We start from the raw sequence: 26,061 nt of genomic DNA, 5'->3' as shown, positions 1-26,061 counted from the left end.
AATATAAACCTTACCAGCTTTCTAAACGACTTGATTTTTTAATATAATCACCTCTTAGTCAAAAAGATGTAACTAAGATGTTCTTCTTTATTCTACAGTTTACTACCTATCGTATTTTAGCAAAATTCAGTTTGATAATAAGCATAAACCAAAGTTAATCCTCGACTTAATTAAAGCTTTATCCGTTTACTTTACGGATTACTTTATATATTCTACTTTCTCTGCTCCTACATTGTTTTCGCTATCCGAAAAACCTTGCTCTTGCATCCAGTTGTCGCTATAAATTTTGCTCATATAACGCGAACCGTGATCCGGGAAAATAATAACTACTTTGCTATCTGCATCAAACTCACCTTCTTCTTCCAGTTGTTTTACGCCTTGAAAAGCCGCTCCGCTGGTATAGCCCACAAAAAGACCTTCTGTGCGAGCAATATTACGAGCTGTATGCGCGGCAGCTTCATCAGAAACTTTTATAAACCTGTCTATAATATCAAAATCTGTAGCAGTAGGAATTAGGTTTTTTCCCAAACCTTCAATTCGGTAAGGGTAAATCTCGCTAGGGTCTAATTCTTTACTTTCGTGGTATTTTTTTAATACCGAACCATAAGCATCTATACCTATAATTTTAATGTTAGGGTTTTGTTCTTTTAAATATCTCGCAGTACCAGAAATAGTGCCGCCGGTACCACTACACGCTATTAGGTGCGTAATTTCACCTTCGGTTTGTTTCCAGATTTCTGGCCCGGTTGTGCGGTAATGCGCATCTATATTAAGCTCGTTAAAATATTGATTGATATAAACAGAACCCTTCATTTCTTGGTGCAAACGTTTGGCTACCTGATAATATGATCTGGAGTCGTCCGGAGAGACGTGCGCGGGACATACATAAACTTTTGCGCCCATTGTTTTTAACATGTCTATTTTATCTGTAGAAGATTTAGAGCTTACTGCCAAAATACAATCGTAACCTTTTATTACGCTTACCATTGCAATACTAAAACCTGTATTGCCAGAGGTAGTTTCTATTATAGTGTCTCCCGGTTTTAAAATTCCTTTGCGTTCTGCTTCTTCAATAATATAAAGCGCAATTCTATCTTTTGTACTATGACCGGGATTAAATGCTTCTACTTTGGCATAAAAATCACCATCAAAGTCTTTTGTTATACGGTTTAATTTGATTAGAGGGGTATCACCTATGAGTTGTAATACATCGTTATAAACCTGTAAGTCTTCTCTCATAAATTGATGTTTCTTATTAAGAGTACAAATGCTGTTGTAATAAAACTAGATTTGTACAAAACACGGCAAATTTACATGTTTTTTTTTAATTATTCAGTAATTCCTTCTAAGTCTAATAAAAATGCATAATCTTCTGCGACTTCTTTTAACGCTTCAAAACGTCCCGAAGCGCCGCCATGCCCCGCATCCATATTAATATGAAATAATAATTTGTTATTATCTGTTTTCATTTCTCGTAATTTTGCAATCCATTTTGCCGGTTCCCAATATTGTACTTGCGAATCGTGAAACCCGGTGGTTACTAGCATATTCGGGTAGTCTTGCGCTTTTACATTATCGTAAGGCGAATATTTTTTCATATATTCATAATATTCTTTTTGATTTGGATTGCCCCACTCATCATATTCTCCCGTCGTTAGCGGAATGGTATCGTCTAACATCGTACTAAGAACGTCTACAAAAGGCACTGCGGCAATAATACCGTTATATAATTCTGGCGCCATATTGGCAATACCGCCCATTAACATTCCGCCGGCAGATCCGCCCATAGCGTATAAATGTTTGGCAGAAGTATATTTTTGCTGAATTAAATACTCAGATGCCGCGATAAAATCTGTAAAGGTGTTCATTTTATGCAGCAATTTTCCGTCATCGTACCATTTTCTACCCAAATATTCGCCTCCCCGAATATGAGCAATTGCAAAAATAAATCCGCGATCCAACAAACTTAACCTGCTGGTAGAAAAAGTAGGATCTGTGGTATGGCCATAACTTCCGTAAGCATATTGTAATAAAGGTCGGTTGCCTTTTCGTTCAATTCCTTTTTTGTAAACCAAAGAAATTGGTATTTCTTTCCCATCTTTTGCTGTAGCCCAAATTCTCTCTGATGCATAATTATTTTTATCAAAACCAGGATCTAAAACTTCCTGTTCTTTCATCACCTTACTGGTTTTTGCCTTCATATCATAATCTATAACAGAAGCCGGCGAAGCCAAACCGGTATGCGCATAGCGTAAAATAGTAGTATCAAATTCTGGGTTACTGCCAGTCCCAGCGGTGTAGGTTTCGCTATTAAAAGGCAGATAAAAATCTTCGGTATCATCCCAACGGATTACCCTAATTTTATTTAAACCTTGAAAACGCTCTGTTACCACCAAATATTCTTTAAAAATGTCTACATCTTCCAACAAAACTTCTTCCCGGTGTGCAATTACTTCTTCCCAATTTTCCGGATTGGTTTTTACCACAGGCGTTTTCATCAATTTAAAGTTGGTGGCTTTGTCTTTATTGGTAAGAATATAAAAATGATTGTTAAAATGTGCAATACCATATTCTAAACCACGTTCTCGCGGAGCAAATAATTTGAAATTATCTCTCGGCGTATTGGCATCCAGAATACGATATTCGTCACTCATCGTGCTGCTGCTACCTATAATTATATATTTTCTAGATTTAGATTTATAAACATAGGTATTAAAGGTATCGTCGTCTTCTTGGTAAACCAAAATATCATTTTCGGGTTTTTCTCCTAAAATATGCTGGTAAATCTGATTAGATCGCAAGGTTTCTTCGTCTTTCCTCGTATAAAACAACGTCTTATTATCATTGGCCCAAACCGAGCTTCCGGTAGTAGTTTCTATTTTAGTCGGATAGATTTCGCCGGTCTTTAAGTTTTTTATTTGTATGGTATATTTTCTTCGGCTCACCGTATCTACGCCAAAAGCCGCCATAGTATTATCTGGACTTATGCTAATTCCGGATAATTTGAAATAAGCGTGGTCTTTGGCCATTTCGTTACAATCAAACAAAATTTCTTCGGTGTTTTCTAAACTTTCTTTTTTTCGGCAGTAAACCGGATAATCTGCACCGGTTTCAAAACGCACATAATACCAATAGCCATTCTTTTTATAAGGAACCGAGCTATCATCTTCTTTAATGCGCGCCTTCATTTCCTTAAACAAATCTTTTTGAAATTCTTTGGTATGTGCCGTCATCGCATCGTTATACGCATTTTCTTCCTTTAAATAATTTAAGACATTTTGGTTTTCCCTATCGTTCATCCAAAAATAATTATCTACACGTTCGTGGTTATGGATGCTTAATTTTTTGGCTATTTTTTTCGCTTTGGGCGGAATTATCTCGGTCTGAATCATAGATTTAATTTTGAAACGCAAATTTAAGGTTTCAAAAAGAGATAATGCATTAATTTGGAATAGGAATTAGATAGAATCTGTATTTTTGTGTTTAAACAAAAAAACGATAAGCTATGTTTGGAGATATGATGAACAAACTGCAAGAAACGCAGAAAAAAGTAGAAGAAACAAAAGAGCGTCTAAACAGCGTTACTTTGCAAGAAAATTCTAATGATAATCTTTTGAAAGTTACCATTACGGCCAACCGCGAAATTAAAAATATTGAAGTTGCCGAAGAGTTGTTGCAAGACAAAGAGCAATTGGAAGATTATTTGGTGTTAACGGTAAATAAAGCCATAGAAAAAGCCACCGAAGTAAACGAAGCAGAACTTGGAGCCGTAGCAAAAGATGGTATGCCAAACATTCCGGGAATGGATATGTTTAAATAAGTAATAAATATGGGAAAAACCGGAATTTAAATTCCGGTTTTTTATTCTTAAGCTTCTCCTCTAGCCGGATAATCTTTATCTAACACAAAATCGATAGATTTTAACAACTCTTTTAATTTTGGTCTAGCAAATGGCATTGTTTGAATAGCTCCAGCGTATAAAGTTTGATCGGGTTTTACTAAAAAAAGACCTGGTTCAAAAAACACTTCTGGTTCTTCATCTTTTATTCCTTCAGAAACATATAAATCCCATTTTCTAGCTTCTTTAATATCCATTCCGTACCCTATAGTTACATTTTTTATATCCCACTCTTCAACAGTTTTTTTTGCTACTTCTTTTGAGTTTGCACTAACAGCAATTACGTCGACACCTTTTTTCTTATAATCCTCTATTAACGTATTTAATTCTTCTAAATAAGATTTACAAACGGGACAGTGCAAACCTCTATAAAAAATTACAAGTGTAAAGTTTTTTGGTTGCTGTTCTTTTAAATTGTAGGTTAATCCGCTTACGGTTTCTACAATTAATTTTGGTACTTCTTGTCTTGGCTTAAAATTTTTCATGTTTTTATTTCAAAGCTAAAGGAAGTAAATTTTAAACTCTAGTAATAAAAAATAAGTTCTTGTTAAAATTTAATTGAAATGTCGTAAAAAATTGATAAGCTTCTCATGCATCTCTCCCGTATAATCCAAATGCGTTACGATTCGCATTTTACCTTCGCCCATTGCGCTTATACCTATGTTTTTTTCTTCCAGTTTTTGCATAAATTGCTGCTGACTTAAAACTGTTTCGTTTAGATAGAAAATTATAATATTGGTTTCTACCGGCTCTACTTCTTTAATATATTCTTGTTCTTCTAAAATTTTGCCCAGTTCTTTTGCGCGTTGGTGGTCTTCTTTCAAGCGTTCTATATTATTTTCTAAGGCATACAAACCTGCTGCGGCCATAAACCCTATTTGTCGCATTCCGCCACCCAAAACTTTCCGAACACGCATGGCGTTTTTCATTAAAGCTTCTTCGCCTATTAAAACAGAGCCCAATGGCGTGCCCAAGCCTTTCGATAAACAAATAGAAATGGTATCGAACACTTCGCCATATTGTTTGAGAGTTTCGTTTTTGGCTACCAAAGCATTAAACAAACGCGCGCCATCCAAATGCAAACCCAGTTGGTTTTTATCGCAAACTTTACGGATATTTTCAATTTCCGTAAAGTCATAACACGCTCCACCACCTTTATTGGTCGTGTTTTCTAAACAAACCAAAGAAGTTAACGGACTGTGGTAAAAGTCCGGTGGATTGATAGCTGCTTCCACCTGTTCCGCTGTTACCATTCCGCGATTACCATCTAATAATCTACACGAAACACCGCTGTTAAACGAAGCGCCGCCGCCTTCGTAATTATAAACGTGCGCCCATTTATCGCAAATAAGTTGTTCGCCGGGTTGGGTGTGTAATTTTATGGCCGCTTGGTTGGCCATACTTCCGGTAGGGAAAAACAGCGCTTTGTCTTTACCAAACATTTTAGCCAAGCGCGACTCTAATTCGTTTACCGTAGGATCTTCTTTATAGACATCGTCGCCTACTTCTGCATTCATAATTGCTTCTAACATTGCGGGCGTTGGTTTGGTTACCGTATCGCTTTTTAGGTCTATTTTCATATACTTTTTCTTCTTTGGGTATAAAACTAAGAATTAGACCGGAAAAAGTTTTGAGAAACAGGTCTAAATTTTAATTTTGTTAGCAATAAACAAATCCGTAAAGAAATGAGCATAGGCCAAGATAATATAAAAGACTTGCAAGATCGTGTAACCGCCCTAAAACAATATCTTTGACATTGCTGCTAAACGAATAGAAATAAGCAACGAAGAAGAAAAAACCTTTGCGCCAGATTTTTGGGACAATCCGCAAGAAGCGCAAAAAGTTGTACGCGCGCTAAACAACGAAAAAAAGTGGGTAGAAGATTATGAAACTGCCCAGACTTTGGTTGAGGATTTAGAAGTAGTTTACGAATTTTATAAAGAAGGAGAAGCCGAAGAAGAAAACGTAGAAAAACGTTACGAAAGTGCTTTAGACCATATTGAAAAATTGGAGTTTAAGAATATGCTTTCGGAAGAAGGCGATGACTTAACCGCTATTTTGCAAATTACCGCTGGCGCAGGAGGAACAGAAAGTTGTGATTGGGCTTCTATGCTTATGCGGATGTATATTATGTGGGCAGAAAAACACGGTTATAAAATTAAAGAATTAAACCATCAGGATGGCGATGTGGCCGGCATAAAAACAGTGACTTTAGAAATTGAAGGCGATTATGCTTTTGGTTGGTTAAAGGGTGAAAACGGTATTCATCGTTTGGTAAGAATTTCGCCGTTTGACAGTAATGCGAAGCGACATACTTCTTTTGCATCGGTATATGTTTACCCAATGGTAGACGATTCTATAGAAATTACTGTAAATCCTTCTGATATTGAAATTACCACAGCAAGATCTAGTGGTGCCGGCGGACAAAATGTAAACAAAGTAGAAACCAAAGTGCAATTGGTGCACCACCCTACCGGGATTCATATATCTTGTTCTGAAACCAGATCGCAACACGACAACCGTGAGCGTGCAATGCAGATGCTAAAATCGCAATTGTATGAATTAGAATTGCAAAAACAATTGGAACAGCGCGAAGATATTGAAGCAAGTAAAAAGAAAATTGAGTGGGGTTCGCAAATTCGCAATTATGTAATGCATCCTTATAAATTGGTAAAAGATGTACGCACCGCAGAGGAAACTGGTAACGTAGATGCCGTGATGAATGGCGATTTAGACGCATTTTTAAAAGCTTACCTTATGATGATGGGCCAACAAGAGGAAAGTTAAACTATATTAGTTTTGAGTTTTGAATTATTTTTTTAACTTATTCACCAATTAACTAATCATCAAGTTAACTATTCTACCAATTAACAAATAACAAAATAAAATGATAAAAATATACCACAATCCGCGTTGCAGTAAGTCGCGCGAAGGCTTAAAAATTTTAGAAGAATCTGGAACTACTTTTCAGATTGTAAAATATTTAAACCAACCTTTAGAAAAGGAAGAAATTAAAAGTTTACTAAAATTGTTAGATATGCCCGCCAAAGAACTTGTACGTACCAACGAGAAAGTTTGGAAAGAAAACTACAAAGGAAAAGATTTGTCTGAAGACGAAATTATTACAGCGATGCACGAGCATCCAAAATTAATTCAACGTCCTATTGTAGAAAAAAACGGCAAAGCAGTAATTGGCAGACCACCAGAAAAGATTAAAGATTTGCTATAATTTAGCAAATTGCTAAGATTTTTTAACGGAAAATAAAGGTAACTTTAGTTTGTCTTTGTTAATCAAATTAAAGATTTATGAAACGATTAGTTTTACTTTTATTTTCCTTTTTTCTGTTTCAAAACATTTCTGCGCAACATCACCTTTTATTAAGAGAAGCAACTCCCTCTATAAAACAAAAAGCCGAAGATGAGGTTAGAGAGTTAGCCAAAATGTTAGCTCTTGGCGGCGAACAAAGACTTCTAGTGCGCAATGCTCTAATGGTTCATGAAGTGCAACGCCAAAAAGTAATGGCTGCCAACTGGAGTCCCGAACGAAAAAAGAAATGGTTGCAACGTATAGATGTACGGAAAACATCTGAATTGGCAGATATTCTTACCCGCTACCAATTTAATTATTATTTACAACGTAAAAGAGAAATTCGGAAAAAACACGAAAAAGCCTCAGAATCAATTTATAAGGAAAGGTCTCTAGGTCCTCTTTAAAGAGTGATAACCTATATTGCGATTTATCTACTCATTTGCCACTAAAGATGATATTAATCGAATTTATGATAGTTTTAATCGATTTTTAACGAATTGTTAACCAGATTGTTAAGCATAGCCGTTATATTAGTAGCGCAAACAAAAACTAATACACACCATGAAAAAATTACTATTAACCTTAACGATAATTGGAATGAGCGTTCATTTTGCAAGCGCACAATCTTTATTGCATAGAACATCAGAAGATAGGGCTGCAAAGAAAGTTGATAACCAAATAGCTGTTTTAACAAATCAGTTACAATTGAACGATGACCAGCAAGAACGCATCAGTAAAGAATTTGAAAAATATTACGAGCGTAAAAACGAAATAATCCAGTCTGATTTATCTAGCCGTGAAAAACGCAAAGAGATAAAATCTTCTTTAGAAGAAAGTTTATCTAATATAGAAAGCTATTTGACAGATGCACAATCTGACAGATACAACGATATTAAAAGAAATAAAATGAGAGAAATGCGCAAACGTGTAAGAAACGCACCGCGAAGACAATAATTAAATCGTTACAGTTCTAATAACGAAACCGTCTTAATTTGCTTTAAGACGGTTTTTTATTTTAACTACTTATTAACTAAGTCCTTACAATCTATTTTTTAATTTTAAACTAAACCTTAAACTATGAGAACTTTACTATTATTTTTTGCATTTATAAGTTTAAGCCTCAGTGGTTTTACACAAGATAGATTACAATCTGAACCTATACCAGAGGTCGAGAAACGTGTAGAACAGAAAACAGAAATCTTAAAAGAACAATTAGCGCTAACCGGAAAACAAGAAGTTTTGGTAAAAAAGAAATTGACCGAGTTTTATATAGAACGCAACGAAATTATTAATTCTGGAATGAGTATGGCCAAAAAACGTGATGCCATAGAAGCAGTAGTAAAGAACCAAGATAAAGAAATTCGGAATATATTAACAGGGCAGCAATACGAAGTATACTTAAATTACCGCGGTAAAAAACGCTAATTCTGTATTGTAACATTGATTTAGATTTAGGTAGATTATTTTAAACTATCAGGAATGTTTAAGCTTTAACTACTCCCAATGGCGCTAGCTCTACCACTATGTTTACCAAATCTTTTTGCAAGCGCATAACATTTTTAATGTCTTTGTATGAGCCTGGTGCTTCGTCCAAGTCTTTTTTATGACGTAAAGCATGTAGAATTCCCTTGTTTTTTAATTGAGCTACTTCTTCTTTAAAGTTTAGCGACTTTCTAGCTTTGGTTCGGCTCATAACTCTGCCGGCACCGTGCGAACAAGAATTAAAAGACTTGGCATTTCCTTTGCCTCTAACCAAGTAAGAATTTGTGCCTTGTGAGCCGGGTATCATCACCCACTCGCCTTCTTCGGCGCGGGTGGCACCTTTTCTGTGTACCATTAAATTTTCTTCAAAATGCCTTTCCCAAGCAGCAAAATTATGTGGTTTATTAATAAAATTTGAAAATTGTACAGACGGTAACAATTCCGTAAAGGCTTCTTTTACCCTATACATCATCAATTTTCTATTTTGCAAGGCAAACTCGATACAATAATTCATTTCCTTAAAATAATTATCATAATATTCTGTACCACGAATAAAATAAGAAAGATCTTTTGGTACATTATTACCGCGTTTTTTGGTCTCTTCTATTGCTTTTTCGTGATAATGTTTGGCTGTTGTATAACCAATATTTCTGGAGCCGGAATGTACCATTATCCAGATATAATCATCTGAACCGCGCTGAATTTCTATAAAATGATTGCCACCACCTAAAGTCCCTACCTGATCTCTCCCTCGCTCGTATTCTTTAGAAACTATTGGCAGATTTTCTTTTAAAACAGGCATATACTTCTCATCCTGTTTTTCTTTGTGGTGCTTATGACCCACAGGAACAGTTTGCCGTATTTGCTTCATAACGTTTTTTAAATCTGCGGTGTTTATTTCTTTCAAATCTGTTCGCAGGCAGCACATTCCGCAGCCAATATCTACGCCAACAGCATTTGGAATAATTGCGTCTTTTGTGGCCAAAACCCCGCCAATCGGCATTCCGTAGCCTTGGTGAGAATCTGGCATGATAGCAATATGTTTAAAAGCTATTTCTAAGTTGGCCAAATCTTTTGCTTGTTGCAAAGCGCCTTCTTCAATATCTTCTAACCATAGTTTTATGGGAATTTTCTCTGTGTTTATCTTTCGTATCATAAATTTTAAGATACAAATCTTTCCTATTAAAAACAAAGCTTTAGAAATTAGCAAGCCGTAGATAAAGTGCTGTGTTTTTTACTTCACGGAAAAATTAATTGTTGGGTAAGATAAAATTCCGTAAAATTTTAAAAAAAAGAAAATAAATTAAAAGATACATTTTCAAGCTCTTAATCAAAAAAAGCACCTCAAAAAACGTGATTTTTTAAAATTCTGTAAAATTTTCGGGATTACCCATTAAACTATTTACATAAAGATTAGTCTTAAAAAGAAAAACTGTTCATGAAACTACGTCCCAAATTTTTGGCAAGAAATTTCTTTTTGCTATTTATTCTTTTCCCTGCTTTAAGTTTTGCTCAAGGTAAAAAAACCGTAACCGGTAATGTGGTAGATAAAGATGCCGGTATTCCCTTAGAATATGCTACAATTACGTTTAAAGATCCTTCCGGAGAAAAAAGCGATCAAGGTGGTGTTACCAACTTTGACGGCGAGTTCTCTGTAGAAGTTACTCCGGGAACATATACGATTTTGATAGAATATATTTCTTTTGAGCCGAAAATAGTTGAGAACAGAAAAGTAACTTCTAATATAAATTTAGGTACCGTAAGGTTAGGCTTAGATACCGACAGTTTGGACGAAGTGGTGGTACGCGCAGAAACCACAGAAGTAGATATACGTTTAGACAAAAAAATATACAATATTGGTAAAGATCTTACCACACAAGGTAGCACAGTGAGTGATGCTTTAAATAATGTACCCTCTGTAACAGTAGATATGGAAGGTGGTATTAGCTTACGCGGAAATGAAAACGTTCGTATTTTAATAAACGGGAAACCTTCTGCAATGGCCGGATTTGGAGATACCAATGTTTTTCAGCAATTACCGGCAGATGCTATAGAGCGTGTAGAAGTTATCACGAGTCCATCTGCACGATACGATGCCGAAGGTTCTGCAGGAATTTTAAATATTATTTTAAAGAAAGAAAAAACCCTAGGTTTTAACGGTTCTGTTTCTGCAAATGTTGGCTATCCTACAAATTCTAATATTTCTACCAATTTAAATCTACGTACAGACGATTTTAATATTTTTACCACCATTGGTAATTACTATAGAAAGTCTCCAGGAAATGCTTTTTTTGATAATAGGTATAAAACCGGTTCGTTTGATAAAATTATAGAAGACCGCGAATATGACAGAAGATATAATGGTTTTAATGCCAATATAGGAATGGAGTATTTCTTAAACGAGCAATCGTCTGTTACCGGTAGCTTCTTTACACGTTTTGGAGACGATAAAGACGTAACAAAAAACAATACCAGCAGGTTTGTAGATAATACATTAGACAGTCGTACGCTTCGAGAGCAAATAGAAAAAGAAGACGATAAAAGTTACCAGGCTTCTGTAAATTACCAAAATAGGTTTAACGACGAAGGCCATAAATTAATGGCAGATTTTCAGTATTCTTACGATAACGAAGACAGACCAACTACTATTGAAGAAAACATAACTTTTCCTACTACAACATTTTTAGATAAGGAAAAGATATTTGAAAAAGAAACACAAAACGAATTTTTGATACAAGCAGATTATGTTTTACCAATAGGCGAAGCACAATTTGAAGCTGGTTTTCGTAGTAATTTTGAAGAAGAAGTAACAGATTATTCATTAGATACATTAAACCAAAACACCGGCAACTTTGAACCAAACTTGAGTTTAAGCAACAAATTTACCTATACCGAAAATGTAAATGCGGTTTATTCTCAATATGGTAATAAATTTGGTGATTTTTCTTTCTTGGTTGGTTTGCGTTTAGAGCAAACAAAACTAAAGGGAGAATTAGATACTGCTTTGCCTGAAACAGATTTGGAAGAAGAAGTTGGTTTTGCTTTTGAAACCAATTTTGAAAAAGATTATTTAGAGCTCTTCCCTACCATAAACTTAACTTACGAGCTTAGCGAAGACGAAAATATTACTTTAGGCTATAACCGGAGAATAAACAGACCTCGGAGTTGGTATATCAACCCGTTCCCCTCGAGATCTAGTAGAACAAATATCTTTCAAGGTAACCCAGACTTAGATCCATCTTTTTCAAGTGCTTTTGATTTGGGTTATTTAAAAAAATGGGACAAATTAACCTTAACCGGCTCAATCTACTATCAACGTGAAACTGATGCTTTTGAAAGAATACAACTTAACCCTGAAGATACCGGCAATACAGACGAAACCACAGATGGTATACCAATTGTGCGTACTTTACCAATTAACCTATCTACAGAAGAGCGTTTTGGTGCAGAAGTAGGTACAATTTATAATCCGGCAAAATGGCTTAGATTAAATGCAAGTTTTAACTTTTTTAGTCGGGAGTCTGAAGGTGAATTTGAAGGCGTAGATTATGGCAATAAAAGTACCAGCTGGTTTGGTCGTTTTAGTTCTAAAGTTAATTTACCCGGCAGCATAGATTGGCAAACTACAGGTTTTTACCGCGGTCCGCGAGAAAGCGCCCAATCTGAAACAGATGGTATTTTCTCTTTAAACCTTGCTTTTAGTAAAGAATTGGTAGAAAACACGCTAACCGCTTCTTTAAATATAAGAGACGTTCTCAACTCGAGAAAAAGAAATAGTTACACGGTTACAGAAAATGTAGTAACAGATAGCGAATTTCAATGGAGAGAGAGACAAATTACGGCTTCTTTAATTTACAGATTTAACCAACCTAACGATCAGCGTGGTTCTCGTCAAGGAAGTCAAAATAATTATGAAGAAGGAGATGGCGGTGGTTTTTAAGCTAGAAAACCATCCAACAAAAAAGGGAAGCAAAATTAATTGCTTCCCTTTTTTTATCTGGTAATTATATATTATTTTAACTGTTCTACCGTGGTTTCGTTATTTTGGTTTTTCTTTTCTTTTCTTTCACGAATCATATCTTTTACCGCACCACCAATCCAGTAAGGCACTACAAAAGTTATTAAAAAAATCATCAACCAAAATCCTATAGTTGCGATTCCCATAAAAATCAAAAACCCGATATACTGATCAAACTCAAACATAATTTTTAAATTTCAAGAATTTGTTCAAAGATAAGTATATTTTAAAATTAATTGCAAAGAAAAGTTAAAAAATATATTCTGCTTATGGCGCCCTGCTTAGGTTCAGATTTTTTATTTATGATTTTAGCTGTAGCTGAAATTTCTCCTGTAAGCTGCAATTCTATAAATCAAACTCTCTAGAATTTTGATTTACAGCCGAGGCAATTCCGTAAAGCAAAACAAAATTCTATTTTCAATTTAAAGGTAATTGAGCGGCTAAATGTTTAAATTTGTAAAAACCTTAAAATAACACACGCAAATGGAATATAGAATAGAAAAAGACACGATGGGCGAAGTAAAAGTGCCGGCCAATAAACTTTGGGGCGCACAAACAGAACGCTCTAAAAATAATTTTAAAATTGGACCCGCCGGTTCTATGCCGTTAGAAATCATCTACGGCTTTGCATACTTAAAAAAAGCAGCAGCTTTTACCAACGAAGCTGCCGGCGTACTTTCTACAGAAAAAAGAGATTTGATTGCCAAGGTTTGTGACGAGATTTTGGAAGGAAAACATGACGATCAATTTCCGTTGGTAATTTGGCAAACCGGTTCTGGTACGCAAAGCAATATGAACGTAAACGAGGTAATTGCCAATCGTGCGCATCAATTGGCAGGAAAGAAAATTGGTGAAGGCGATAAAACATTACAACCAAACGACGATGTAAACAAATCGCAATCTTCTAATGATACTTTTCCTACAGGAATGCATATTGCCATTTATAAAAAATTGGTAGAAACCACAATTCCTGGCGTAGAGCAATTGCGCGATACTTTACGGAAAAAATCAGAAGATTTTAAAAAAGTAGTAAAAATTGGCCGTACGCATTTTATGGATGCCACTCCCCTAACCCTGGGACAAGAATTTGGTGGTTATGCTTCGCAATTAACCCACGGTTTAAAAGCTTTAAAAAACACGTTACCGCATATGGCAGAATTGGCTTTGGGCGGCACTGCAGTAGGAACAGGATTAAACACACCAGATGGTTATGCAGAAAATGTTGCTAAAAAAATAGCAGAGCTAACCGATTTACCCTTTACCTCTGCCAAAAATAAATTTGAGGCTTTGGCCGCCCACGATGCTTTGGTAGAAACCCACGGGGCTTTAAAACAATTGGCGGTAAGTTTAAATAAAATAGGTAACGATATTAGAATGTTGGCCTCGGGACCACGAAGCGGAATTGGAGAGATTAACATTCCGGCCAACGAGCCGGGTTCTTCTATTATGCCCGGAAAAGTAAATCCTACGCAATGCGAAGCTTTAACCATGGTTTGCGCGCAAGTTATTGGTAACGATGCGGGTGTTGCCGTTGGCGGGATGCAAGGTCAGTTTGAACTAAACGTTTTTAAACCAGTAATGGCAGCAAGTTTATTGCAAAGTGCACAACTTTTAGGCGATGCTTCTGTTTCTTTTGACGAACATTGCGCTGCCGGCATAGAACCAAACCAAGAGCGTATAGATACGATGTTAAAAAACAGCTTGATGTTGGTAACCGCATTAAACACCAAAATTGGTTATTATAAAGCTGCCGAAATTGCCAATACTGCCCACAAAAACGGTACAACTTTAAAAGAAGAAGCGGTTAATTTAGGCTACACTACCGAAGAAGAATTTGATAAATGGGTTAAACCCGAAGATATGGTAGGAAAAATTGATTAATTTTTTAGAAAATACGTAGTTATTTTTAGAGAATAAATAAAGATCCGTCTAAAACTTTTATGTTCTTAGACGGATTTTTTGTTGGTCGAAATATTAGTCCAATTTTAACAAAGCTCTTTTATTTCTTCTATGATTTTTTCTGCTAGATTTTCGGCTTGTTGTTCTGTTTTTGCTTCTGTGTAGATTCTTATTATTGGCTCTGTATTAGATTTTCTAAGATGCACCCAAGAATCTTCAAAATCTACTTTTACACCGTCTATGGTAGAAACTTCTTCATCTTTATAACGTTGCGCCATACTTTCCAAAATCTTATCTACGTCTATTTTGGGCGTTAATTCTATTTTATTTTTACTCATAAAATAATCTGGATAGGTATCGCGTAATGCAGAAACAGAGATGTCTTTTTCTGCCAAATGGGTTAAGAATAAAGCTGTTCCTATTAAACTATCACGCCCATAATGCAACTCCGGGAATATTATACCGCCGTTTCCTTCTCCGCCAATAATTGCATTGGTATCTTTCATTAATTTTACCACATTTACTTCGCCCACTGCGCTGGCTTGATAGCTTCCGCCGTGTTTTTCGGTTACATCCCGTAAAGCTCTTGAAGACGATAAATTGCTTACCGTATTGCCTGCTTTTTTACTTAGAATATAATCGGCTACAGCCACTAACGTATATTCTTCGCCAAACATATTACCGTTTTCGTCAATAAAAGCCAACCTATCTACATCTGGATCTACCACAATGCCAAAATCTGCTTTCTCTTTAACTACCAAATCAGAAATATCTTTTAAGTGTTCTTTAAGCGGCTCAGGATTATGCGGAAAATCTCCGGTTGGCTCACAATACAACTTCACGACATCTACGCCCATTTCTTCTAACAAACGCGGAATGGCAATACCTCCGGTAGAATTTACACCATCTACCACTACTCTAAAATTAGCTTTTTTTACCGCGTTTACATCTACCCATTTAGATTTTAAAATCTCTTCAATATGCAAATCTATATACGCATCGTTCATGGTTATTTTGCCCAAATCGTCAACTTCCGAAAAGGAAATAGCTTCTTTTTCTGCAATGTTTAATATTTTTTCGCCTTCTTTTCCGTCTAAAAATTCGCCTTTAGAATCCAATAATTTTAAGGCATTCCATTGTTTTGGATTATGGCTTGCGGTTAAAATTATGCCGCCGTCTGCGTGTTCCATCGGGACGGCCATTTCTACGGTTGGCGTGGTAGATAAACCGAGGTCTATAACGTGAATTCCCATTCCTACCAAGGTTTGCATTACCAATTCTTGTAACATTTCGCCAGAGATGCGCGCATCGCGACCTACTACCACGCGGTAATTTTCTTTTTGGCGCTGTTCTTTAATCCACGTGCCGTATGCCGCCGCAAATTTTACAGCATCTATTGGGGTTAAGTTTTCGTTTACTTTTCCGCCAATAGTTCCTCTAATTCCTGAAATTGATTTTATTAATGTCATTCTTTATATCGTTTCTAAAGTTGATTTATATTGAAAGCAGAAATATAAAAATTATAACCCGAACCCTTGCTTTGCTTTGCTGTATTTTAGGATAATTTTTACAAAGCCTTCGTTTTCTAAAGATTTTAGCATTCCGTAAAGTTGCTACTATATTTTTGATTAGTTTTACTTTATGAATTTTCTCGCGCATATTTATCTTTCCGGAAACGACGATTTTTTAAAGATTGGTAATTTTATGGCAGATTCTATAAAAGGAAAAAGCTATAAAAAATATCCGTTTAAGTTGCAACAAGGCATTTTATTGCACCGCAAAATAGATACGTTTACAGACGCGCATCCCACGGTTTTTAAAAGTACGCACCGTTTATTTCCTAAATACAGCCATTATGCCTCAGTAATTGTAGACGTTTTGTACGATCATTTTTTGGCAAAAAACTGGCAGGTTTATCATAAACAGCCATTAAAAGATTTTGTGCAGGATTTTTATACATTGCTCGATAAAAACTTTGATGTTTTACCAAAAAATGTACAGCGCTTTTATCCCATAATGGTAGAACAAAATTGGTTATTTAGTTATAGAAATTTAGAAGGTTTAGAGCAAATTTTATGGCAAATGAATGGGCGTGTAAAAACAGATATTTATTTAGATAAAGCTGTAAAAGACATTAAAGAAGACTACTTACTTTATGAAACAGAGTTTACCGGTTTTTTTGAGGAAATACAGCTTTTTGCAAAGCACGAACGAGAAAATCTAAACTCTTTGTCTTAAATTCCTTTACGGAAAACGTCATTTAAATTCCAATTTTTTCTTTACGGAAAAAACTATTGCTATTTAATTACAATAAAGATAAACTTATTTATTTTGAGCTTCAGAAAAGTGGGGCAATTTTTATTGCTAAATGTATCAACTCCCAAACACAATTTACAAAAGCTTTAAGAAGGTTTTTTTCTAAAATTCAAGCTTTTAACTAACTTTGCAGCTTGCAAAAAATTATGGCAAATTTCGACGAAAAAATAGATGTTTTAGGTGCGCGGGTGCATAATCTAAAAAACATAGATGTTAGCATACCACGCGAAAAATTAGTAGTTATTACCGGACTCTCTGGCTCCGGAAAATCTTCTTTGGCTTTTGATACGATTTATGCAGAAGGTCAACGCAGGTATATAGAAACTTTTTCTGCGTACGCCAGGCAGTTTCTTGGTAGTTTAGAACGACCGGATGTAGATAAAATAGACGGTCTATCTCCCGTAATTGCGATAGAACAAAAAACCACGAGTAAAAACCCAAGAAGTACAGTTGGCACCATTACAGAAATTTACGACTTTTTACGTCTTTTATTTGCTCGTGCCGGCGATGCGTATAGCTATAGAACCGGCGAAAAAATGGTTAGCTATACAGATGCGCAAATAAAAAACTTAATTAAAAAAGAGTTTAAAGACAAGCGCATAAATATTCTTGCGCCTATAGTACGTTCTAGAAAAGGTCATTACCGCGAGTTGTTTGAGCAGGTGGCAAAACAAGGTTTTGTAAAAGTGCGTACAGATGGCGAAATTAGAGATATAGAAAAAGGTATGAAATTAGACCGGTATAAAACCCACGATATAGAGGTGGTAATAGACCGGCTAAAAATAAACGACTCTAAAGATTTAGATAAACGCCTTTCTGAAAGCATAAATACCGCTATGAACCAAGGCAGCGATGTAATGATGGTCTTGGAGCACGACGCAAAAGAACCACGCTTTTTTAGTAGAAATTTGATGTGTCCTACCACCGGAATTTCCTATCCCAATCCAGAGCCAAATAATTTTTCTTTTAACTCGCCCAAAGGTGCTTGTCCAAAATGTAACGGTATTGGGCATTTGTATGAAGTAAATATAGATAAGATTATTCCAGATGCTAAAAAATCTATTAAAAATGGCGGTTTAGAGCCCCACGGTGCACAAAAAAAGAATTGGGCGTTTAAGCAAATGCAGCTTATTGCAGAACGTTTTGATTTTAAATTATCAGACCCGATAAAAGATATACCCAAAGAAGCTTTGGATATGATTTTGTTTGGGGGAAAAGAACGCTTTGAAGTTACTTCTAAAGAATTGGGAGTTACCAGAAAATATAAAATAGATTTTGAAGGTGTTGCAACCTTTATAGAAAACACCTACCATAACAACGATTCGCGCTCGCTAAAACGCTGGGCAAAAGAATATATGGACAATGTGGTTTGCCCCAAGTGCAACGGCAGCAGATTGCAAAAAGAGTCGCTTCATTTTAAAATAAATTCTTTAAACATTGCCGAGCTGGCCCAAAAAGACATTTTAGAATTAAGCAGTTGGTTTGAAGATTTGTCAAAACACTTCAGTAAAAACAAATGGAAAATTGCCGAAGAAATCGTAAAAGAAATTCGGACCCGTTTACAGTTTTTGGTAGATGTTGGGCTCACCTATCTTTCGTTAAACAGAGGCTCTAAGAGTTTATCTGGCGGCGAAGCGCAGCGCATACGTTTGGCAACGCAAATTGGCTCGCAACTGGTTGGCGTTTTATATATTTTAGACGAACCCAGTATTGGCTTACACCAACGCGATAACGAAAAACTTATTAATTCTCTTATTAGCCTGCGCGATGTTGGCAACTCTATAATTGTGGTAGAGCATGATAAAGATATGATAGAAAGCGCAGACCACGTTATAGATATTGGTCCCTTTGCGGGGAAACATGGTGGCGAAATTATAAGCGAGGGCACTCCAAAACAAATACGAAAACACAACACGCTTACTGCATCTTATTTAAATGGCAAAAAAGCTATTGAAATTCCAAAAGAAAGACGCGAAGGCAACGGAAAGTTTATCGAGCTAAAAGGCGCTACCGGCAACAACCTGAAAAACGTAAATGTAAAACTTCCTTTAGGGAAAATGATTGTAGTAACCGGCGTTTCCGGTAGCGGAAAATCTAGTTTAATTAACGGTACATTATACCCGATTATGAATGCGCATTATTTTAACGGCGTAAAAGAGCCAATGCCTTACAAAAGCATTAAAGGATTGGATAATGCAGATAAAGTAATAGATATAAACCAATCTCCTATTGGCAGAACACCACGTTCTAATCCGGCTACTTATACCGGTGTTTTTTCAGAAATTAGAAGTTTGTTTGCCAAAACCCCCGAAGCACAAATAAGAGGTTATAAACCGGGACGTTTTAGTTTTAACGTAAAAGGCGGTCGTTGCGAAACTTGTCGCGGAGCAGGTTTGCGCGTTATAGAAATGAATTTTCTGCCAGATGTTCACGTAGAATGCGAAAATTGTCAGGGCAAGCGTTTTAATCGGGAGACCTTAGAAATTCGCTATAAAGGTAAATCTATTAGTGATGTTTTAAATATGACTATAGAAGAAGCTACCAGCTTTTTTGAGCATATTCCTAAAATCTTCCGTAAACTAAAAACTATTCAAGATGTTGGTTTAGGATATATAACGTTGGGGCAGCAAAGCACTACACTTTCTGGTGGCGAAGCACAACGTGTAAAATTGGCTACAGAACTTTCTAAAAGAGATACCGGCAATACATTTTATATTTTAGACGAGCCAACTACAGGTTTACATTTTGAAGACATTAGAGTTTTATTGCAAGTGTTAAATAAACTTACCGATAAGGGTAACACCGTTTTGATTATAGAACATAATATGGATGTAATTAAACTAGCAGATCACATTATTGATATTGGTTATGAAGGCGGAAAAGATGGCGGGAAAATAATGGTAGAAGGCACGCCAGAAAAAGTAAGCAAACATAAAAAGAGCTATACCGCAAAATTTCTAAGAAAAGAACTACATTAGCCAATTTTGCAGATTTTAAAAATACAATAAATGAGAAACGAACAACGAAACAAGGCCTGGAACGAAATAAAGACAAACGATAGCTGGGCGCTTTTTAAAATAATGAGCGAGTTTGTACACGGCTACGAAAGAATGAGCGAAATTGGCCCTTGTGTATCCATCTTTGGCTCTGCCAGAACAGATCCTGAACATAAATATTATAAATTGGCCACCAAGGTTGCCGAAAAAATTGTAGAACACGGTTATGGCGTTATTACCGGCGGCGGTCCCGGCATTATGGAAGCGGGAAACAAAGGCGCACATTTGGCCGGCGGTACTTCTGTTGGTTTAAATATAGATTTGCCTTTTGAACAACACGATAATCCGTATATTGATAAAAACAAGAACTTAGATTTTGATTATTTCTTTGTGCGCAAAGTAATGTTTGTAAAATATTCGCAAGGTTTTGTGGTTATGCCCGGTGGTTTTGGAACTTTAGATGAGCTTTTTGAAGCTATTACGTTAATACAAACGCATAAAATAGACAAATTTCCGATTATTTTGGTTGGAACCGAATTTTGGGGCGGCCTTTTTGATTGGGTAAAAAGTACGCTTTTAGACAGTTTTAAAAATATTAGCGCCGCAGATGTAGATTTGGTACAAATTGTGGATACAGCAGACGAGGTAATAGAGATTCTAGATAAATTCTATGATGAGTTTAATTTGAGTCCAAACTTTTAAAATGATTCCGTTTATTGACCAAAAGTTTTTTAAAATAATTTTTACTTTGGCGTTTCTGCTTGGTTTTTACAACTATAGCAGTTACGCCCAAACCAATATTGAGGTAGCGGTAAAACTCGATAGTTTAGAAAGGGAATTATTGTTAGACCAAGCTATTGTTTATACCAATCAATCTACCAAAAATTTAGATACCCTCTACCTAAACGATTGGAACAACAGCTACAAAAGTAAAACCACCCCTCTTGGAAAACGTTTTGCAGAAGATTATATACGCAGTTTTCATTACGCCAAAAAAGCAGATAGGGGTTTTACTTTTATCAATTCCGTAAAGATAAATAAAGATAAAGTTACAAACTGGATTAGACCGGAAAAGCATCCAGATGTTATTGCAATTCCGTTGCAACGGAAATTAAAACCCGGCGACAGTATTACTTTAAATTTGAATTACCGGGTAAGACCGCCGCACCATCGTTTTAGCAATTATGGTTATGAAAATAAGAATTTTAAATTAAAATACTGGCTTATAACGCCGGTAAATTATACCAACAAATGGAATTTTTACAGCAATAAAGATTTAAACGACCTGTTTTTTCCTTTAATGGATTTGAAAATAGATTTAGAGCTTCCGCCGGAATATGAAGTGTATTCTAACCTTACCCAAATCAGCGAAGAATTAAAAAATACGCAAAGCAAACAGATAGAACTAATTGGTAAAAACCAATTAAATACCGAATTATATCTAATTAAAAATTCCGATACTTTTAGAAACATCGACACAGATGTTACCCAAGTGGTAACCAACATAAAAGAAGGTAAAATTCAGCCGGAAGTAAGAGCTTTAATTACAGATAGGGTTCTTCATTTTCTACAGACAAAATTAGGAGATTATCCGCATAAAAAATTATTGCTTACGCAGGAAGATTACCAAGTGAATCCGGTATATGGTTTTAACCAATTACCAGAATTTATACGACCGTTTCCAGATGGTTTTCAATACGATATTAAATTGCTGAAGACTATTGCAAAAAAATACTTAGAAAATACTTTACGCTTAAATCCGCGCGAAGAACGCTGGTTATTAGACGCTATTCACATTTATTTAATGATAGAATATGTAGAAGTTTTTTATCCGGACGTAAAATTAATAGGAAACTTTAGTGATATAATTGGTATACGCTGGTTTCACGCGGCAGACTTAGATTTTAATAGTCAATATGCGATGTTGTACCAAAATATGGCGCGTTTAAATTTAGACCAAGCTTTAACTACCCCACAAGATTCTTTGGTGAAATTCAATAAAAACATTGCAAATCCTTACAAAGCGGGGATTGGTTTTAACTATTTGAATGATTATTTACAAAATGATGCTTTATCTAAAACAATTCGAGAATTTTATCAAAATTATAAGTTACAAACGGTGAACCCGGAAGATTTTCGGGCAATCTTAAAAAAATATGGTCAAAAAAACGCAGATTGGTTTTTTAATGATTACGTACAAAGTAATACTCTTATAGATTTTAAGATAAAACGCGTAAAAAAATCTAAAGATAGTCTGGAGGTGACCCTAAAAAACCGCTACGAAAACCAGATGCCGGTTTCTTTATATACTATAAAAAACGACAGTATAGTTTCAAAACTTTGGGTAGAAGGTTTTAACCAAGAAAAAACAGTGCGTATTGCTAGAGATGATGCAGATAGAATTGCCTTAAATTATGAACATGTTATCCCAGAAATAAACGAACGTAATAACTACCACCGCGTAAGTACTTTATTAAATAAACCATTGCAATTACGCTTATTGCAGGATGTAGAAGATAGCCGCTACCAGCAATTTTTTATAATGCCAGAATTTGATTACAACCTTTACGACGGTTTAACTATTGGTCCTAAATTGTATAACAAGACCTTTTTACGCAAAACTTTTAACTATAAAATAGCTCCTAAAATTGGTTTAAATAGTGGCGCTTTGGTGGGTTCTGCATTTATTTCTAACACACATCAATACAGAAATGAAGAATTGAGTGCGGTACAATATGGTTTTAGCGGCACCAGATATTCCTATGCCAAAGATTTGTATTATCACAAATTTTCTCCTTTTTTAAACATTCGATTTAGAGACGAAAATTTGCGTGCCAATCAAGCTCAGCAATTAATTATTAGAAGTGTAAATGTTTTTAGGGACAAATCTTCTATAAATCCTGTAGACGAGCCAGATTATAGCGTGCTTAACATATATTACAATTATAGCAACCGTAATTTTACAGATTATTACACCAATAATATAGATTATCAGGTTGCAAAAAAATTCAGTAAAATATCGATAACTACAAAATGGCGAAAATTATTTTTGAATAACCGGCAGTTAGAGTTTAGATTCTTTAGCGGCTTGTTTTTGTATAACGATAACCACGATTCAGATTATTTTAGCTTTGCTTTAGATCGACCTACAGATTATCTATTTGATTATAATTACTATGGCCGTAGCGAAAGCAGCGGTTTATTTAGTCAGCAGTTTATTGAAGCAGAAGGTGGTTTTAAATCGCAATTAGAACCTGCATTTGCCAACCAGTGGATAAGCACCTTAAACTCTAGCGTTACTATATGGAATTGGATTTTGGCCTACGGCGATGTTGGTTTTCTAAAAAATAAAGGACAAAGTGCTGATTTTGTTTACGATTCTGGAATTCGCGTAAATTTAGTACAAGACTATTTTGAGATTTTCTTTCCTGTATATTCTAATCTAGGTTGGGAAATTGCACAACCAGACTACGACCAAAAAATACGTTTTATTGTTTCTTTAGATTTTAATACGCTTACTAAATTATTTACGCGTCGTTGGTATTAAATTGTTTTTTCCGTAAAAAAAAGCTTTAAAACAATACATTTATTTTCATATTCACAATACATTTCTTTTTCACTAAAAAATTCATAATATATAGGTTCCTTTTTTAGTTGAAATTTAATAGTATTTTTCTTATCTTCGCTAGCACTAAAAAAATTCAACGCATGCAGAACGATACGCTTACTAAAGATAAAGATATTTCCTTTGACGAATTCAAAGAACAGGTAATAAACGATTATAAAATTGCGGTTACTAGCCGCGAATGTAGCCTGTTGGGTAGACGAGAAGTACTAACCGGAAAAGCTAAATTTGGTATTTTTGGAGACGGTAAAGAAGTACCACAATTAGCTTGGGCAAAGTCTTTTAAAGATGGTGATTTTAGATCTGGTTATTATAGAGATCAAACCTTGATGATGGCAAAAGGTCTGCTTAGCGTAGAAGAGTTTTTTGCAGGACTTTACGCCAACACAGATATTAAGCAAGAACCTATGTCTGGTGGCCGACAAATGGGCGGACATTTTGGAACGCATAGTTTAAATGAAGACGGCAGCTGGAAAAATCTAACCGAGCAACCAAACTCCAGTCCGGACATCTCCCCTACCGCAGGACAAATGCCCCGACTTTTGGGCTTGGCACAAGCTTCTAAGGTTTATAGAAATGTAAAAGGTATAGATGCCGAAAATTTCTCTAAAAACGGCGACGAAATTGCTTGGGGAACTATAGGGAACGCAAGTACTAGCGAAGGTTTGTTTTGGGAAACTTTAAATGCCGGTGGCGTACTGCAAGTGCCAATGGTAATTAATGTTTGGGATGACGAGTACGGAATTTCTGTACCGGCAAAATACCAAACCACCAAAGAAAATATTTCAGAAATTATAAAAGGTTTCCAGCGCGATAACAAGCATAAAGGTTACGAAATTATAAAAGTAAAAGGTTGGGATTATCCAGCACTTATAGAAGCTTACCAAAAAGCAGAAAAAATTGCGCGTGAAGAACACGTGCCGGTGTTAATTCACGTTATAGAGCTTACACAACCACAAGGACATTCTACTTCTGGTTCTCATGAGCGTTATAAAGATAAAAATCGTTTAGATTGGGAAAAAGAAAACGATTGTAACCTAAAGATGCGCCAATGGATGATTTCTTCTGAAATTGCAACCGAAGAAGAACTGGATAAAATAGAAAAAGACGCCAAAAAACAAGTACGAGAAGGTAAAAAAGCCGCTTGGAAAGCTATTACGGCACCACAGAAAGAAGACAAAAAAACCTTGTTGGGCATTTTAGAAAAAGTAGCGCATAACGAGGAAATAAAGAGTTTAATAGAAAATCTTAAAAATCGTAAAGAACCAGAAAAGCATCACCTTTTAAGAACTGCGCGTAAAACCTTGCACTACTTAATTAAAGAAAGCAGTGCCGAAAAACAAGAATTGGTTTCTTGGATTGAGAATTACCGCAACGAACATCAACCGGATTATAGCAGTCATTTATATAGTGAAAGTGAATGGGCTGCCAAAAATATAGAAGGCGTAGAACCAAATTATGCAGAAGATGCAGAAATGGTAGATGCGCGTTTAATTTTACGTGATAATTTTGACAAGATTTTCGAAACCAAACCGGAAACCTTAATTTTTGGGGAAGATTCCGGTAATATTGGCGATGTAAACCAAGGTTTGGAAGGCTTGCAAGAAAAACACGGCGTTTTACGTGTAGACGATGCCGGGATTAGAGAAGCCACCATTTTGGGTCAAGGTATCGGGATGGCAATGCGAGGCTTACGCCCTATTGCAGAAATTCAGTATTTAGATTATCTTTTGTATGCGTTGCAAATTATGAGTGACGATTTGGCAACCGTACAATATCGTACCAAAGGAAAACAAAAAGCACCATTAATTGTTAGAACGCGTGGACACCGTTTAGAAGGTATCTGGCACTCCGGTTCGCCAATGAGTGGTATTATAAATCTAATTAGAGGAATTCACGTTTTGGTGCCAAGAAACATGACCAAAGCCGCTGGTTTCTACAATACTTTATTGGCCAGCGACGAGCCGGCACTTATTGTAGAATCGCTTAACGGTTACCGTCTTAAAGAAAAAATGCCAGATAATTTAGGCGAATTTAAAACGCCTATTGGCGTTATAGAAACAGTAAGAGAAGGTAAAGATATTACCTTGGTTTCTTACGGTTCTACTTTTAGAATTGTAGAGGAAGCCGCAGAGGAATTGGCGAAAATTGGTATAGATGCAGAAGTTATAGATGTACAATCGCTGTTGCCTTTAGATATTAACCAAGATCTTGTAAAAAGTGTGCAAAAAACCAACAGATTATTGGTTATTGATGAAGATGTGCCAGGAGGAGCTTCTGCTTATATTTTATCTGAAATTGTAGACAAACAAAATGCTTATAGATATTTAGATAGTAAACCGCAAACTTTATCTGCCAAAGCGCATAGACCTGCGTACAGTACAGATGGCGATTATTTCTCAAAACCTTCTGCCGAGGATATTTTTGAAAAGGTTTACGGAATTTTTAATGAAGTAAACCCAAGTAAATTTACGGCTTTGCGTTAAATAAACCTGCAATTTAAATACAAATAAAAAT

20 protein-coding genes are annotated in these 26,061 nt (G+C 35.7%); 13 read left to right on the top strand and 7 right to left on the bottom strand.

Translation table 11 applies throughout. The features are described 5' to 3' along the window. Positions 1-198: 198 nt before the first annotated feature. Together FKR84_RS02805 and FKR84_RS02800 are read right to left on the bottom strand one after the other, a co-directional pair. Complete coding sequence (locus FKR84_RS02805; RefSeq protein WP_141420674.1) at positions 199-1,239, bottom strand: PLP-dependent cysteine synthase family protein; 1,041 nt, start codon at positions 1,237-1,239, stop codon at positions 199-201. 89 nt (positions 1,240-1,328) lie between these two features. Continuing rightward, a complete protein-coding gene (locus FKR84_RS02800; protein ID WP_141420673.1) occupies positions 1,329-3,392 on the bottom strand; it encodes a S9 family peptidase in 2,064 nt (687 codons plus the stop codon). A 113-nt stretch (positions 3,393-3,505) separates the two neighbouring features. Between FKR84_RS02800 and FKR84_RS02795 the strand changes: the two genes are divergently transcribed. Next, positions 3,506-3,820 carry a YbaB/EbfC family nucleoid-associated protein gene (locus tag FKR84_RS02795; RefSeq protein ID WP_141420672.1) on the top strand — a complete coding sequence of 105 codons (315 nt, stop codon included), beginning with the start codon at positions 3,506-3,508 and terminating at the stop codon, positions 3,818-3,820. A 47-nt stretch (positions 3,821-3,867) separates the two neighbouring features. On the opposite strand, the gene FKR84_RS02790 is transcribed toward FKR84_RS02795, so the two are convergent. Both FKR84_RS02790 and FKR84_RS02785 read right to left on the bottom strand, forming a co-directional pair. Continuing rightward, complete coding sequence (locus FKR84_RS02790) at positions 3,868-4,383, bottom strand: redoxin domain-containing protein (protein ID WP_141420671.1); 516 nt, start codon at positions 4,381-4,383, stop codon at positions 3,868-3,870. Positions 4,384-4,452: 69 nt separating this feature from the next. Continuing rightward, positions 4,453-5,478, bottom strand: coding sequence for a threonine aldolase family protein (locus FKR84_RS02785; RefSeq protein ID WP_141420670.1), 1,026 nt, complete (start codon positions 5,476-5,478; stop codon positions 4,453-4,455). A 105-nt stretch (positions 5,479-5,583) separates the two neighbouring features. Here FKR84_RS02785 and prfB point away from each other — a divergent pair. The 5 genes from prfB to FKR84_RS02760 all read left to right on the top strand — a co-directional run bounded on the left by prfB (position 5,584) and on the right by FKR84_RS02760 (position 8,633). After that, positions 5,584-6,685 (top strand): peptide chain release factor 2 gene (gene prfB / locus FKR84_RS02780; RefSeq protein ID WP_141420669.1). Its coding sequence is split into 2 segments (ribosomal slippage): positions 5,584-5,649 and positions 5,651-6,685, totalling 1,101 coding nucleotides; the frame shifts between segments, so codons are not numbered across the junction. Positions 6,686-6,785: 100 nt separating this feature from the next. Next, positions 6,786-7,127, top strand: a complete 342-nt coding sequence (gene arsC, locus FKR84_RS02775) for an arsenate reductase (glutaredoxin) (RefSeq protein ID WP_141420668.1) — start codon at positions 6,786-6,788, stop codon at positions 7,125-7,127. Positions 7,128-7,204: 77 nt separating this feature from the next. Further along, positions 7,205-7,612, top strand: coding sequence for a hypothetical protein (locus FKR84_RS02770; RefSeq protein ID WP_141420667.1), 408 nt, complete (start codon positions 7,205-7,207; stop codon positions 7,610-7,612). Positions 7,613-7,769: 157 nt separating this feature from the next. Beyond that, entirely contained in the window at positions 7,770-8,162 is a 393-nt protein-coding gene (locus FKR84_RS02765) for a hypothetical protein (protein ID WP_141420666.1), read from the top strand. Positions 8,163-8,285: 123 nt separating this feature from the next. After that, positions 8,286-8,633 (top strand): hypothetical protein, encoded by a 348-nt coding sequence (locus FKR84_RS02760; RefSeq protein WP_141420665.1) that lies wholly within the window; start codon positions 8,286-8,288, stop codon positions 8,631-8,633. Between the two features lie 58 nt (positions 8,634-8,691). On the opposite strand, the gene FKR84_RS02755 is transcribed toward FKR84_RS02760, so the two are convergent. After that, positions 8,692-9,846 carry an RtcB family protein gene (locus tag FKR84_RS02755; RefSeq protein ID WP_141420664.1) on the bottom strand — a complete coding sequence of 385 codons (1,155 nt, stop codon included), beginning with the start codon at positions 9,844-9,846 and terminating at the stop codon, positions 8,692-8,694. A 282-nt stretch (positions 9,847-10,128) separates the two neighbouring features. Here FKR84_RS02755 and FKR84_RS02750 point away from each other — a divergent pair, with 282 nt between their 5' ends. After that, on the top strand, positions 10,129-12,630 hold the full coding sequence (locus FKR84_RS02750; protein WP_141420663.1) for a TonB-dependent receptor domain-containing protein: 2,502 nt from the start codon (positions 10,129-10,131) through the stop codon (positions 12,628-12,630). A 71-nt stretch (positions 12,631-12,701) separates the two neighbouring features. On the opposite strand, the gene FKR84_RS02745 is transcribed toward FKR84_RS02750, so the two are convergent. Next, on the bottom strand, positions 12,702-12,893 hold the full coding sequence (locus FKR84_RS02745) for a hypothetical protein (RefSeq protein WP_141420662.1): 192 nt from the start codon (positions 12,891-12,893) through the stop codon (positions 12,702-12,704). A 298-nt stretch (positions 12,894-13,191) separates the two neighbouring features. Between FKR84_RS02745 and fumC the strand changes: the two genes are divergently transcribed. Beyond that, the gene (fumC, locus tag FKR84_RS02740; protein WP_141420661.1) at positions 13,192-14,589 is read left to right on the top strand and encodes a class II fumarate hydratase; all 1,398 of its coding nucleotides are present in this window, start codon (positions 13,192-13,194) and stop codon (positions 14,587-14,589) included. A gap of 104 nt (positions 14,590-14,693) precedes the next feature. Here fumC and glmM read toward each other — a convergent pair whose 3' ends face one another. Next, a complete protein-coding gene (gene glmM, locus FKR84_RS02735; protein ID WP_141420660.1) occupies positions 14,694-16,076 on the bottom strand; it encodes a phosphoglucosamine mutase in 1,383 nt (460 codons plus the stop codon). Between the two features lie 172 nt (positions 16,077-16,248). On the opposite strand from glmM, the gene FKR84_RS02730 reads away from it, so the two are divergent. From FKR84_RS02730 to FKR84_RS02710, 5 genes are all read left to right on the top strand, one after another. Further along, entirely contained in the window at positions 16,249-16,845 is a 597-nt protein-coding gene (locus FKR84_RS02730) for an acyl carrier protein phosphodiesterase (RefSeq protein WP_141420659.1), read from the top strand. Between the two features lie 224 nt (positions 16,846-17,069). After that, the gene (uvrA, locus tag FKR84_RS02725; RefSeq protein ID WP_141420658.1) at positions 17,070-19,901 is read left to right on the top strand and encodes an excinuclease ABC subunit UvrA; all 2,832 of its coding nucleotides are present in this window, start codon (positions 17,070-17,072) and stop codon (positions 19,899-19,901) included. Positions 19,902-19,931: 30 nt separating this feature from the next. Next, the gene (locus FKR84_RS02720) at positions 19,932-20,621 is read left to right on the top strand and encodes an LOG family protein (protein ID WP_141420657.1); all 690 of its coding nucleotides are present in this window, start codon (positions 19,932-19,934) and stop codon (positions 20,619-20,621) included. Between the two features lies 1 nt (position 20,622). Next, positions 20,623-23,466, top strand: a complete 2,844-nt coding sequence (locus tag FKR84_RS02715) for a M1 family metallopeptidase (RefSeq protein ID WP_141420656.1) — start codon at positions 20,623-20,625, stop codon at positions 23,464-23,466. 161 nt (positions 23,467-23,627) lie between these two features. Further along, positions 23,628-26,030, top strand: coding sequence for an alpha-ketoacid dehydrogenase subunit alpha/beta (locus FKR84_RS02710; RefSeq protein ID WP_141420655.1), 2,403 nt, complete (start codon positions 23,628-23,630; stop codon positions 26,028-26,030). The last annotated feature ends 31 nt before the right edge of the window (positions 26,031-26,061 follow it).

It is taken from the genome of Haloflavibacter putidus (assembly GCF_006546625.1).
GTDB classification, from domain to species: domain Bacteria; phylum Bacteroidota; class Bacteroidia; order Flavobacteriales; family Flavobacteriaceae; genus Mesonia; species Mesonia putida.
This window is presented reverse-complemented; position numbering and strand designations above follow the sequence as displayed.